Below are 12,008 nucleotides of genomic sequence, written 5' to 3' on the forward strand. Positions count from 1 at the left end.
CCAATTCTGTACTTTCGCCCCGATTCCCCGTTCAAACCTCATCGTCCACGTTTGGGGAGGTAGTGGACAAGGTGTGCTTTTTCAAATGGTGAACGAGGCGGACGCCGTGCCGGCCCCTTCGCGGCACTGTGCCGTCAGAGGACGAACGAGGGCGACATCGCGCCGACCTTGACCCGGAGCTGCTCGGCCGCGGACGCCAGCCGTCCCGCCTGCTCCAGCGGGAGCGACAGGGCCATGGTGGCCACCAGCGAACCGACCGTGATCGGCACCGCGGCGCACACCGTGCCGAGCGCGTACTGCTGCCGCTCGGTCACCGGCACCGTGGGCGTGATGGCGTCGAGCACCCGCAGGACGGCGGACTCCCGCGCCGGGGTCGACGGCGTGAGCCCGACCGGCGGGTGGCGCGAGAGGTGGTCCCGCCTGGCCTCCTCGGGCAGCTGGCCGAGCAGGCACTGCCCGATGGCGTGCGCGTGCGCGGTGGCCCGGAGGTCGGCCCAGACCTCGACGGCCGGCTGGTTCGGGCCGGACGCCACGTCCACCACTTGAACCTCGCCCTCCTCGTAGACCGCGAGATAAACAGCCGCCCCCAGTTCGTCCCTGAGCCGTTCCATCCGGGTGCGCAGTTCGGTGCGGCCGGCCTGCCGGCCGTCGGCCCGGCCGATGTCCTCCACGGACTGGCCGTAGAAGAACTTGCCGTCGGCCCGGCGGAGGTAGCCCTCGTGGGTGAGGGTGCGCAGCAGGTGGTAGGTGGTGCCCAGCGGGAGGCCGGCGGCGCGCGCGAGCTGCTTGGCCGTGGCGCCCTGGAGGAAGCCCCCGACCGCCTCCAGCAGGCGCAGCGCCCGCTGGACGGAGGCGATCAGGGTGGGCTGGCGGTCCTTCTTCCCCGCGGGCCGGGTCGTGGACGCCCTGGCCGGCCGCCCCCTCCGGACGGCGTTCGACGTCTCTGCGATCCGGTCCATGACCACACCAAGCCCCCAGCCCCAGTCAGTGCACAGGAGGGCATACGGAGGGGATTGCTCCGATTTGCCCAGCGGTCGCTCATTGCAGCACAGGGCGGGTCGCGTCGCAATCACAGTCGTACGTATCACCGGCGAATGACCTTCGATTCCAAGCCATGCATCGCTCCTTGTCAGCGAATGGCGAAAGACGGCGGGGAGATGTCCTTGACATTCAAGATCCATTGGGCCTGCTCCCCCGCTGCCCGAACGGACGCACCCGGGCATGGCCGCGTTTGGCCGCGCCCCGCCTGCGGCAGACTCCCGCACAACGCTCCAGCCCCGGAGGTGGCCATGGCCAACCCGCCGCGTCCCGTCGTCAAGCGCACCGCGCGGGCGATCCTGCTGGAACTCGACCCGGACGACGCGCACGGCCAGGCCTCCATCGTGCTGATCAAGCGCACCCGGCCCGGCAGCCACCCGTACTGGATCACCCCCGGCGGCGGCGTGGAGCCCGAGGACCGCACGGTCGTCGAGGCGCTCCACCGCGAGGTGGACGAGGAGCTCGGCGGCAAGGTCGTGGACGTGGTCCCGGTCTTCGTCGACACCATCAGCCACCCCCACCCGCACGCCCCGGGCGGGAACTCCCCCGCCGACGCCGCCGCCCTCGCCCACCCGCACGGCGTCAAGGTGCAGCACTTCTTCGTCTGCCGGCTGGCCGCCATGGACCCGTCCCGCCGGCACGGGCCCGAGGTGGACGAGCCGCAGGGCGAGTACGAGATCGTCCGGCTGCCCTTCACCCGCGAGGGCGTCACCTCGGTGAACGTCGTGCCGCCGAGCCTGCGCGCCTTCCTCGCCGCCAACATCGAGGGCGTCCGCGCGATGCTCGCGCCCGACCTCGGCTGAGCCGCCGGCACCGGTCTCCGCGCGCACCGGCGCCGGCCAGGCTCCGGACAGGCCCGGCGTACGGGTGCGGGCCGGCCCGGGCCGGCGTACGGGCGGGCGCACCGGCCTAGGCCGCCGCCAGGTCCCCGACCAGGTCGTGCCGGATCCGGCCCGGCGCCACCCCGGCCCGCAGCAGCACCCCGACCGACCGCCGCACCATCGCGGGCGGCCCGCTGAGGTACGCCTCCCGGCCGGACCACGGACCGAACCGGGCCACCACCTCCGGCAGCTCGCCGGTGAGCGGCGCGTCCGGCCCCGCCATCCCGCCGGGCCCCGACAGCACCGGCCGCACGGACAGCCACGGGTGCTGCCGGGCCAGCCCGCGCAGTGCCTCCAGCCCGTACAGCTCGGCCTCCCGGCGGGCACCGTAGAACACCTCGGCCGAACGCCCGGCGGCGCCGTGCTCGGCGATCTCCTCCACCAGTGCGCAGATCGGGGCGATGCCGGTCCCGCCGCCCAGGCAGAGCAGGTCGGCGCCGGACGCGTGGTCCAGCACCATCGAGCCGGCCGGCGGCCCGAGCCGGAGCACGTCGCCCGGGGCCGCCCGGCGGACCAGCGCGTTGCTGACCCAGCCCGCCTGCACCGCCTTGACGTGGAAGACCAGCAGGCCGTCCGGCCGGGGCGCCGAGGCGAACGAGAAGTGCCGCCAGACCCGCGGCCACCAGGGGGTCTCCAGGGTGGTGTACTGCCCCGCCCGGTACGGATAGGCCTGATCGGGGCGGACGGTGATCACCGCGATGTCGCGGGTGGCCTGCTGGTGCGAGACCACCTCCGCCTGCCACCAGGCCGGGGAGGTCCGGGCGGCGCCCTCGGCCGCGTCGATCATGATGCCGGAGATCAGCCGGTAGGCCCGGCGCCAGGCCAGCTCGGTCTCGGCGTCCCAGCGGCTGCCCGCGTACCGGGCCAGCGCCGCCAGCAGGCACTCGCCCACCGGGCCGTAGTGGCCGCTCAGCGTGCCGTACTTGCGGTGGCCCCGGCCCAGCCCGGTCAGGTACTCGGTGAGGCCGGCCGGGTCGCCGGCGCTGCGGGCGGCCTGCAGCAGGGCGCGGAACAGCCGGTCGCGCTGGACGTCCATGGCCGCCGGGAAGAGCGCGCGGACCTCGGGGTGGTGCAGGAAGATCAACGCGTAGAAGTGCGCGGTGGCACGGTCCGCGACCGGCTCGACCACCGCGAGGGTGTCCCGGATCAGCCCGATGTCCCGTTCCGTCGGCGGCAGTTCGTCCGGTCCGGCCGCCGGTCCGCCCGCCGCACCCGCCGGCTCACCGGCCACGGGGACGGCCTCCGCCCGGGCCTCCGGCACGGGGGCCGGGGCGGGCGCGGGGAGGTCACCGGGGCCGGGATCGGGATCGGGATCGTCCAGGGTGCGGATCGCCCAGGCCCGGCTCCAGCTGTCGCCCGGACCGGCCCAGTTGAGGCCCGGCGCGGCCGCGAGCAGCGGCGCGACGGCCGGGCCGGCCCCGACGGGGGGTGCGCCCGGGAGCGGCGACGCAGTCGGGACCGGCAAGGCGCCCGGAGCCGGGGGGAGTGCGCGGGGCGCCCCGGGGATCCTCGGGGGCACGGTCGGCATCGCCGGAACGGCCGGCACCGCCCGGACCGGCCCATGCGCGGAGGCGGGATCCGGGCCCGGGCCCGCCGGGGCGGCCGGCTCCCCCCGGCCGGCGCCGGGGCTCCCGTCGGCGCCAGGCCCGGCGACCGATTCGGTGACCGGCTCGGTGACCGGCTCGGGCCCGCTCCGCGGCACCGGCGGCAGGCCCGGCACGGCCGAGGCCGTGGCCGATCCGTGCCCGGCCCGGACCAGGAGCGCTCTGGGTTTCTTCACCGCAACTTGACGAGTACTCAAGAGAATCGTTTCGCCTCCGGCCGACCCTGCAACCACCCGGCTTGTCCCTGCTGAAGCCTTCGGTAGCGTGGCACGCCCGCACAGCTCATCCGACAAATCACGCGAAGCCCGGACACACAGCCCGTCCGCACGCTACGCTCCCCCGACCTATGGCCGTCGCCCTGGGTGCCGGAACCGGCGCCCAGGGCGACGGCCGGCCGGGCCGGGCCGCTCTCAGAGCTGGCGCATCAGCATGCCCGGCTGCTCGACGCAGTCCGCCACGAAGCGCAGGAAGCCGCCCGCGGTACCGCCGTCGCAGACCCGGTGGTCGAAGGTGAAGGACAGCTGGGTCACCTGCCGGACCGCCAGCTCCCCCCGGTGCACCCAGGGCTTGGCGACGATCCGGCCGACCCCGAGCATCGCCGCCTCGGGGTGGTTGATCAGCGGGGTCGAACCGTCCACACCGAACACGCCGTAGTTGTTGAGCGTGAACGTCCCGCCGGTCAGCTCGGCCGGGGTGAGCGAGCCGGCTCGTGCCGACTCCGTCAGCCTGGCCAGTTCGGCGCCCAGTTGGACGGTGTTCAGCAGATGCGCGTCGCGCACCACCGGGACCACCAGACCGCGTTCGCTCTGCGCCGCGAACCCCAGGTGCACGGCGGTGTGCCGCCGCAGGGCCACCGGTGCGCCGGCGGCGTCGCACTCCACGCTCGCGTTCAGCTCCGGGAACCGGGCCAGCGCGGCCGTGGAGATCCGGGCGAGCAGCGCCAGCAGGCCGATCCTCGGGCCACCCGCGCCGTTCAACTGCTCACGCAGTGACAGGAGTTCCGTGGCGTCGGCATCCACCCAGCAGGTCGCGGCCGGGATCTCCCGGTGGCTGACGGTCAGCTTCTCGGCGATCGTCCGGCGCAGACCGCGCAGCGGGACGGCGCCCTCGGCGCCGGCCGCCGCGGGCCGCACCGCACCGTTCGCCGGGCCGGCCGCCGCGGCGGCCACCGCGCGGTCCACGTCCGCACGCAGGATCAGCCCGTCGGGGCCGCTGCCGGTCAGTGCGGCCAGGTCGATGCCGTGCTCACGGGCGCTGCGGCGGACCAGCGGCGAGATCACCGCGACGACCGCCGGAGCAGCCGGAACCGCCCGGGCCGGCGGAGCCGACGGGCGCACCGGCGCCGGAGCGGGCGCCGCGGCCACGGCCGTGACGGCGCCGGCAGGTGCGGCGGCCCCGCCCGGCCGGACCCGGCCGCGCCGGGCCCCCTTGCCGCCCTCCACCGTGCCGTAGCCCACCAGCACGTTGCCCGACCCGCGGGCCGGCGCCTCGGGGTCCGGACCGGACGAGTCGCCCGACGGGGACACCGCGACCGTCACCAGCGCCGCGCCGACCGGCACCTCCTCCCCCGGCTCGCCGAACCGGGCGGTGACCACCCCGCCGTACGGGCAGGGCACCTCGACCACGGCCTTCGCCGTCTCCACCTCGACCACCGGCTGGTCGACCGCGATCACCTCGCCGACCTCGACCATCCAGCGGACCACCTCCGCCCCGGTGAGCCCCTCACCGAGGTCGGGCAGCGTGAACTCGCGTACGACGGGCATCATCCTCAGTCCTCCCACTGGAGCCGGGCGACCGCGTCCAGGATCCGGTCCACCCCGGGGAGGTGGTGGTGCTCCAGCATCGGCGGCGGGTACGGGATGTCGAAGCCGGTCACCCGCAGGACCGGGGCGGCCAGGTGGTGGAAGCAGCGCTCGGTGACCCGGGCGGCGATCTCCGCGCCCGTGCCGCCGAAGCCGCTCGCCTCGTGCACGACGACCGCCCGGCCGAGCGAGCGCACCACCCGGCAGACCGTCTCGTCGTCGAAGGGCACCAGGGTGCGCAGGTCCAGCACCGCCAGGTCCCACCCCTCGGCCTTCGCCGCCTCGGCCGCCTCCAGGCAGACCGGCAGCGAGGGCCCGTAGGTGATCAGGACGGCGGAGCTGCCGGTCCGCCGCAGCACCGCCCGGCCGATCGGCTCGACCGGAGCGGCCGGGTCCAGGCTGTCCTTGCCCCAGTAGAGCCGCTTGGGCTCCAGGAAGACCACCGGGTCGTCCGAGGCGATCGAGGCCCGCAGCAGGCCGTAGGCGTCGCCGACGGTGGCGGGCGTGACCACGTGCAGGCCGGGGGTCTGGGCGTAGTACGCCTCGGAGGAGTCGCTGTGGTGCTCGACCCCGCCGATGCCGCCGCCGTACGGGATCCGGATGGTGATCGGCAGCGGCAGCTTGCCGGCCGTGCGGTTGCGCATCTTCGCGACGTGCGAGACGAGCTGCTCCATCGCCGGGTACGCGAACGCGTCGAACTGCATCTCGACCACCGGGCGCAGCCCGTACATGGCCATGCCGATCGCGGTGCCGAGGATGCCGGCCTCCGCGAGCGGGGTGTCCAGGCAGCGGTCCCGGCCGAACTCGGCGGTCAGCCCGTCGGTGATCCGGAAGACGCCGCCGAGCGCGCCGACGTCCTCGCCGAGCACGTGGACGCTCCGGTCCTCGCGCATGGCGTCGCGCAGCGCCGCGTTCAGCGCCTGCGCCATGGTGCTGGTCCGCACCGGTGTGGCTGTGCTCATCAGTGCTGCACCTCGGCCTCGGCGGCCAGCTCGGCGGCGAGTTCGGCGGCCAGCTGGGCCGCCTGCTCCCGCAGTTGCGGGGTGGGCTCGGCGTAGACGTGGGCGAACAGCGACATCGGGTCCAGCTCGGCGTCGCTGTGGAACTCCGCGCGCATCCGGGCGGCCAGCGCCTCGGCCTCCTCGGACGCCTGCCGGACGAGCAGGTCGTCCAGCAGACCGGCCCCGCGCAGGTGACGCTCCATCAGCAGGACCGGGTCGTGCTCGCGCCAGGCGGCGACCTCCTCGTCCTCCCGGTAGCGGGTGGCGTCGTCGGCGTTGGTGTGCGCCTCCAGCCGGTAGGTGAGCGCCTCGACCAGGGTCGGGCCGCCGCCGCAGCGGGCCCGTTCGACGGCTTCGCCGAGCACCGCGTGGACGGCGGGCGCGTCGTTGCCGTCCACCAGCCGGCCCGGCATGCCGTAGCCGACGGCCTTGTGGGCCAGGCTGGGCGCGGCGGACTGCTGGGTGAGCGGCACCGAGATCGCGTACCCGTTGTTCTGCACCAGGAAGACCACCGGGGCCTGCAGCACCGCGGCGAAGTTCAGCGCCTCGTGGAAGTCCCCCTCGCTGGTGCCGCCGTCGCCGAGCATCGCCAGCGCGACGACCGGCTCGGCGCTCAGCCGGGCGGCGTGCGCCAGGCCCACGGCGTGCGGGGCCTGGGTGGCCAGCGGCGTGCAGAGCGGCGCGGTGCGGGTCGCCCGCGGGTCGTAGCCGGTGTGCGCGTTGCCGCGCAGCAGGGTGAGCGCCTCCAGCGGGTCCACCCCGCGGGAGACCACGGCCAGGGTGTCGCGGTAGCTCGGGAACAGCCAGTCGCCGGCGCCCAGCACCATCGCCGCCGCGACCTGGCAGGCCTCCTGGCCGGTCGAGGCCGGGTAGACGGCCAGCCGGCCCTGCTTGGTGAGCACGGTGGCCTGCTGGTTGTAGCGGCGGCCGACGACCAGCCGGCGGTACAGCTCGCGCAGCAGGGCCGGGTCGTACTTCTCCAGCGCCGGGGTGCCGAGCACCCGTACGGGGGAGGCGTCCGGCAGCAGCGGCGCCGGGTCGGTCCGCGGAGCGGTGGCCCCGGGCCGCCAGCCCGGCACGGACGTGTGGTGTCTGTGATCGAGAACGGTCATCTCGGGCACCTCCAAGGGGTGGGGGAGGGGCTGCGGTGGCAGCGGGGTGGTGCCGTGGTGCTCAAGGGGCCGCGACCGGGTGGGCGACGGTTTCCTCCCTACCGATTGTTCGGTTGTCTGTTCATTCTGACCACAGCTGCGGCAAGGTGGTGGACAATCGGCCGCGACAGCGGTCTGCTGGAAGCAGCACGTCCATATCCGAGGGGTGGGGGGCCATGTCCGCTGAACAGATGTCCAGGCCGAAGGAGCCGGTCACCCCGCTGGACCGGGTCGACAGGTCCATCCTGCGCCTCCTCCAGCAGGACGGGCGGGCCTCGATACGCTCGGTGGCCGAACGCGTGCACGTCTCCCGGGCGAACGCCTACGCGCGGATCTCCCGGATGATGGACGACGGCGTGATCCGGGGCTTCACCGCCCGGGTCGACCACGAGCGGGCCGGGCAGGGCGCGTCCGCCTACATCACCCTGAAGATCGTCCAGAACTCCTGGCGGACGGTCCGCGAACAGCTCCTGGAACTGCCCGGGGTGGCGCACATCGCCCTGGTCGGCGGCGAGTTCGACGTGCTGCTGCTGGTGCACACCGCCGACAACCGGGCCCTGCGGGAGCTGGTGCTCGGCCGCATCCAGTCGATCCCGCAGGTGCTGGCCACCCAGACCCTGATCGTCTTTGAGGAGACCGACCAGGTACCGCCTGATTGATCGGCGCCCGCTCGCCTCCGGGGCGCGGCCGTTCGGGGCCGGGGCCAGAGCGAGGTGGCAGGGGTGGGGGTGGTCAGGTGCGGGCGAGCCCGGATCAAACGGCCCGCAGGCCGTCGAAGGCCAGGCGGACGACCGTGTCGGCGACACCGTCGGCGGTCCGGATGCCCGGGCGGTACCACTCGACGATCGAGTTGATCATGCCGAAGAGCAGCCGGGTGGCCAGGCGCGGGTCGACGTCCGAGCGCAGTGCGCCGTCGGCGACGGCGGCCCGGACGAGTTCGGAGACCCGGTGGTCGAACTCGCGGCGGCGTTCCAGCGCCCACTGCTCGGTGGCGGTGTTGCCGCGCACCCGCAGCAGCAGGGTGACGTAGGGGAGCTCGGCCAGCAGCACCTCGGTGGTGCGGCGTACGACGTGCTCCAGGCGCTGCACGGCCGGGCCCTCGGTGGCGGCCGGTTCGCCGAGGATGCCGAAGAGGCCGTCCAGCGCCCGTCCGACGGCCAGCCGGAGCAGCTCCTCCTTGCCCCGCACGTGGTGGTAGATGGAGGACTTGGAGATCCCGGCGGCGCGGGAGAGGTCCTCCATCGAGGTGCCGTCGTAGCCCCGCTCGTTGAACACGTCGACGGTCACCGCGAGCAGCGACTCCACGGTGTAGGCGGTGCGGGTGGTGTGATCGGCCATCCTCCGAGTATCCCCGGCGGCCGGACGGCGGATCAGGCCGGGGGCAGTTGACCGGCCTCCGGCCGTCCGGAGGGCACCAGCGGCTCGGCGGCGGCGGGAGTGGCGGCCGGGACGGCGGCTTCGGCGGTACGGCCGCTGTCGCTGGCGACGAAGTAGGTGGGCCGCTGCTGCACGGCGGTGTAGATCCGCCCGACGTACTCGCCGAGCAGGCCGAAGCAGATCAGCTGGACCCCGCCGAGGAAGAGCATCGCGGTGAACAGCGAGGTCCAGCCGGGCACGGTGTTGCCGAGCGCGTAGGCCGTCAGGGTGAAGACCAGCATGGCCAGGCAGGTGAAGAAGCTGACCACGCCCAGCCAGGTGGCGAGCCGCAGCGGGGCGGCCGAGAAGCTGGTGATGCTGGTGATGGCGAGGCCGACCATCTTGCGCAGCGGGTACTTGGTCTCGCCGGCGGCGCGCTCGTCGCGCTGGTAGCTGACCTGCCCGCTGGGGAAGCCCAGCCAGGGCACCAGCAGCCGGTAGACCTGCTGCTGGTCCGGCAGGGTCTTGAGGGCGTCCACGGCCTCCCGGCTGAGCAGCCGGAAGTCCCCGGCCTGGGACGGGACGTTCTTGCCGACCAGCCGGCGGATCAGCCAGTAGTAGGCGCCGGCCGTCCGGCGCTTGAAGCCGGTGTCGGTGGAGCGGTCCGAGCGGACCCCGTAGACGATGTCCAGCCGCTGGGACCTGGCCAGGTCCAGCATCTCGGGGATCTTCTCCGGCGGGTCCTGGAGGTCGGCGTCGATGCTCGCCACGTACGCCCCGCGGGCGCTGTGCAGGCCGGCGGTGAGGGCGGCCTGGTGGCCCGAGTTCCGGCGCAGCGCGACCACCCGCAGCTGCGGCCAGCGGGCCCGGAGGTCCTCCAGCCGGGCGGCGGTCTTGTCGGTGCTGCCGTCGTCGACGGCGACCACCTCGTAGCGGACGCCGGTCCCGTCCAGGACGGGGCGCAGGCGCTCGACGAGGACCGGCAGGACCTCCTCCTCGTTGTACATGGGGATGACGACGGAGAGCTCGGTGCGGTCGTGGTGCACTGCGGTCATCGGTTGTCCTGGCCCATGGGAGAAGAAGGGGAGCGGCTGGTGTCGCGAACGGGTCAGGGAGTGCCGTCCACGCCCATACCGTAGACTGCGCCGATGCCGAGTGGGAGCTTTGCGGTCCGACAACTGTCGATCGGTACAGACCAATATTCTCCCCGGCCGACTGTTTGGCAGGGTTTTCCGACTCCTCGACCCAGGGTTCCGTGACCGATGCCGTCCGACTCCGATCACGACGACACGCCGCGAGCGGCGGCACCGACGACGGCCCGGCCGACGACGGCGGGGGCGGCTCCGCCGGCGGGGACGGGGGGACCGGCGGCGAAGCGCCCGGGGGCCGTCCGCCAGCTGCCGGTGTTCGCCGTCGTCGGCGTGGTCTCCACCCTCGCCTACCTGGGCCTGTACGTCGCCCTGAGCCCGGCCGTCGGCGACCGGACGGCCAATCTGATCGCACTGCTCGTCACCGCCGTGGCCAACACCGCCGCCAACCGCCGCTTCACCTTCAAGGTGCGCGGGTCGGCCGGGGCCGCCCGGCACCAGGTGCAGGGGCTGGTCGCGTTCGTGGCGGGGCTGGTGCTCAGTGACGGCGCGCTGGAGCTGGTCGCGCGGGTCGCGCCGGACGCCTCCGCCACCGTCAAGGTCGGCGCCCTGATCGCGGCCAACGCGGCGGCGACGCTGCTGCGCTTCGTGCTGCTGCGGCTGTGGGTGTTCCGAGAGCCGGCAGACCGGTGAACCTCCAGGGCCAGGTCTGGACCAATGTCCTAGACTCGGCGCACCATCGACCGCGGCAGGGTGGGATCAGGTCTTGATGAACGCAGAACAGGCAGTGACCACCGGCGTGCCCGAGCAGCGGGACGGCGGCCAGGCGGCGGAGGCCGACGGCCTGCGCGAGCGGGCACGCCGGCTGGCGATCCGCTACGGGCCGGCCGTCTGGTGCTACACGGTGCTGAAGCTGATCGGCTTCACCGTCTTCATGCGGATGCTCCAGTTCGCCGGCGACTACACCAGGAAGGACGCGCGCTTCGGCGGCGGCGCCCAGCCCTGGGACGTGCTGGCCTCCTGGGACGGCTGGTGGTACCGGCAGGTCGCGGAGTTCGGCTACCACCCGCAGCTGATCCACGTGCCCGGCGCGGTCGGCGGCTTCACGATCGAGCAGAACTCCGCCGCGTTCTTCCCGCTCTACCCGGGCCTGATCCGGCTGGTCTCGGAGGGCACCGGCCTCGGCCTGTACGGCGCCGGGATGCTGGTCTCGATCGTCGCCTCGCTGTTCGCCGCGGCCGGCATCTTCGCCGTCGCCGAGCGGCTGGCCGGCACCCGGGCCGGCGTGATCGCGGCCGGCCTGTGGGCCGTCATCCCGGGCTCCGGCGCCGAGTGGGCGGTCTACTCCGACTCCACCTTCGTCGCGCTCGCCGCCTGGTCCTGCTACCTGGTGATGACCAGGCGCTGGGTGGCGGCCGGCGTGGTCACCCTGGTCGCCGGGCTCAACCGGCCGACCGCGGCGGCCCTGATCGCGGGCGTCGGCATCGCCGCCCTGATCGACCTGTACCGGCGGGAGAGCGGCGTCGTCCGCCCGCTGGTGGCGATGTTCCTGGCGCCGCTGGGCCTGATCGGCTACGTCGGCTGGGTGGGCTGGCGGATGGGTGACTGGGGCGGCTACTTCAAGCTCCAGCGCGAGGCCTGGCTGCACTACTTCGACTACGGCGTGAGCACCTGGAACTCCATGCGCGGGGTGATGCTCGGGCGCTACGACTACCCGTTCGCCTACCCGATCCCGGACATGCTGGCCGTGCTGATCGTGCTGGCCCTGCCGATCCTGATCGTGCTGATGCTGCGGCTGCGGCCGCCGGTGGTCCTGGTCGTCTACACCCTGGTCACGCTGGTGACGGTGCTGGGCAGCGCGCAGATCTTCGGCAACGTCTCGCGCTACCTGCTGCCGGTCTTCCCGCTGTTCGTGCCGCTGGCCATCGCCCTGCGCAAGCTGAGCTGGCCGGTGCTGGCCACCGTGCTCGGCTCGGCGGCGATCGCCTCCGGCTGGTTCGCGGGCTACATCCTCTTCGAGCTCGGCGTCCCGTAACCCGGGCCCCGTCCCGGACCACCCCGCAGCACTTGGCACCACCTCGCACCAC

At 73.9% G+C, this 12,008-nt stretch carries 11 protein-coding genes; 4 read left to right on the top strand and 7 right to left on the bottom strand.

Features of this window, described 5'->3' with window-relative positions:
• Positions 1-134 precede the first annotated feature (134 nt).
• The gene (locus IE329_RS15745; RefSeq protein ID WP_190211496.1) at positions 135-959 is read right to left on the bottom strand and encodes an IclR family transcriptional regulator; all 825 of its coding nucleotides are present in this window, start codon (positions 957-959) and stop codon (positions 135-137) included.
• Between the two features lie 330 nt (positions 960-1,289).
• On the opposite strand from IE329_RS15745, the gene IE329_RS15750 reads away from it, so the two are divergent.
• Complete coding sequence (locus tag IE329_RS15750; RefSeq protein ID WP_190211497.1) at positions 1,290-1,841, top strand: NUDIX domain-containing protein; 552 nt, start codon at positions 1,290-1,292, stop codon at positions 1,839-1,841.
• Between the two features lie 106 nt (positions 1,842-1,947).
• On the opposite strand, the gene IE329_RS15755 is transcribed toward IE329_RS15750, so the two are convergent.
• The 4 genes from IE329_RS15755 to IE329_RS15770 all read right to left on the bottom strand — a co-directional run bounded on the left by IE329_RS15755 (position 1,948) and on the right by IE329_RS15770 (position 7,438).
• Positions 1,948-3,384 carry a globin domain-containing protein gene (locus IE329_RS15755; protein ID WP_229927481.1) on the bottom strand — a complete coding sequence of 479 codons (1,437 nt, stop codon included), beginning with the start codon at positions 3,382-3,384 and terminating at the stop codon, positions 1,948-1,950.
• A 549-nt stretch (positions 3,385-3,933) separates the two neighbouring features.
• On the bottom strand, positions 3,934-5,286 hold the full coding sequence (locus IE329_RS15760) for a dihydrolipoamide acetyltransferase family protein (RefSeq protein WP_190211569.1): 1,353 nt from the start codon (positions 5,284-5,286) through the stop codon (positions 3,934-3,936).
• 5 nt (positions 5,287-5,291) lie between these two features.
• Positions 5,292-6,287: an alpha-ketoacid dehydrogenase subunit beta gene (locus IE329_RS15765; RefSeq protein ID WP_190211499.1), complete on the bottom strand. Its 996-nt coding sequence runs from the start codon at positions 6,285-6,287 to the stop codon at positions 5,292-5,294.
• Positions 6,287-7,438 (bottom strand): thiamine pyrophosphate-dependent dehydrogenase E1 component subunit alpha, encoded by a 1,152-nt coding sequence (locus tag IE329_RS15770; protein WP_190211500.1) that lies wholly within the window; start codon positions 7,436-7,438, stop codon positions 6,287-6,289. Before IE329_RS15770 ends, IE329_RS15765 begins: the two co-directional genes overlap by 1 nt.
• A gap of 215 nt (positions 7,439-7,653) precedes the next feature.
• Between IE329_RS15770 and IE329_RS15775 the strand changes: the two genes are divergently transcribed.
• Positions 7,654-8,136 carry an Lrp/AsnC family transcriptional regulator gene (locus tag IE329_RS15775; RefSeq protein ID WP_190211501.1) on the top strand — a complete coding sequence of 161 codons (483 nt, stop codon included), beginning with the start codon at positions 7,654-7,656 and terminating at the stop codon, positions 8,134-8,136.
• A gap of 94 nt (positions 8,137-8,230) precedes the next feature.
• On the opposite strand, the gene IE329_RS15780 is transcribed toward IE329_RS15775, so the two are convergent.
• Together IE329_RS15780 and IE329_RS15785 are read right to left on the bottom strand one after the other, a co-directional pair.
• A complete protein-coding gene (locus IE329_RS15780; protein ID WP_190211502.1) occupies positions 8,231-8,815 on the bottom strand; it encodes a TetR/AcrR family transcriptional regulator in 585 nt (194 codons plus the stop codon).
• 32 nt (positions 8,816-8,847) lie between these two features.
• Complete coding sequence (locus IE329_RS15785; RefSeq protein WP_190211503.1) at positions 8,848-9,888, bottom strand: glycosyltransferase family 2 protein; 1,041 nt, start codon at positions 9,886-9,888, stop codon at positions 8,848-8,850.
• Between the two features lie 348 nt (positions 9,889-10,236).
• On the opposite strand from IE329_RS15785, the gene IE329_RS15790 reads away from it, so the two are divergent.
• Together IE329_RS15790 and IE329_RS15795 are read left to right on the top strand one after the other, a co-directional pair.
• Positions 10,237-10,614: a GtrA family protein gene (locus IE329_RS15790; RefSeq protein ID WP_229927473.1), complete on the top strand. Its 378-nt coding sequence runs from the start codon at positions 10,237-10,239 to the stop codon at positions 10,612-10,614.
• Between the two features lie 76 nt (positions 10,615-10,690).
• Complete coding sequence (locus IE329_RS15795; protein ID WP_190211505.1) at positions 10,691-11,956, top strand: glycosyltransferase family 39 protein; 1,266 nt, start codon at positions 10,691-10,693, stop codon at positions 11,954-11,956.
• Positions 11,957-12,008: the final 52 nt, after the last annotated feature.

The organism is Kitasatospora indigofera, assembly GCF_014655955.1.
Lineage (GTDB): Bacteria > Actinomycetota > Actinomycetes > Streptomycetales > Streptomycetaceae > Kitasatospora > Kitasatospora indigofera.

Coding starts and splice junctions, on each gene's coding strand:
- IE329_RS15775 (WP_190211501.1), top strand. CDS start 7,654: ATGTCCGCTGAACAGATGTCCAGGCCGAAGGAGCCGGTCACCCCGCTG.
- IE329_RS15765 (WP_190211499.1), bottom strand. CDS start 6,287: ATGAGCACAGCCACACCGGTGCGGACCAGCACCATGGCGCAGGCGCTG.
- IE329_RS15745 (WP_190211496.1), bottom strand. CDS start 959: ATGGACCGGATCGCAGAGACGTCGAACGCCGTCCGGAGGGGGCGGCCG.
- IE329_RS15780 (WP_190211502.1), bottom strand. CDS start 8,815: ATGGCCGATCACACCACCCGCACCGCCTACACCGTGGAGTCGCTGCTC.
- IE329_RS15760 (WP_190211569.1), bottom strand. CDS start 5,286: ATGCCCGTCGTACGCGAGTTCACGCTGCCCGACCTCGGTGAGGGGCTC.
- IE329_RS15770 (WP_190211500.1), bottom strand. CDS start 7,438: ATGACCGTTCTCGATCACAGACACCACACGTCCGTGCCGGGCTGGCGG.
- IE329_RS15795 (WP_190211505.1), top strand. CDS start 10,691: ATGAACGCAGAACAGGCAGTGACCACCGGCGTGCCCGAGCAGCGGGAC.
- IE329_RS15750 (WP_190211497.1), top strand. CDS start 1,290: ATGGCCAACCCGCCGCGTCCCGTCGTCAAGCGCACCGCGCGGGCGATC.
- IE329_RS15785 (WP_190211503.1), bottom strand. CDS start 9,888: ATGACCGCAGTGCACCACGACCGCACCGAGCTCTCCGTCGTCATCCCC.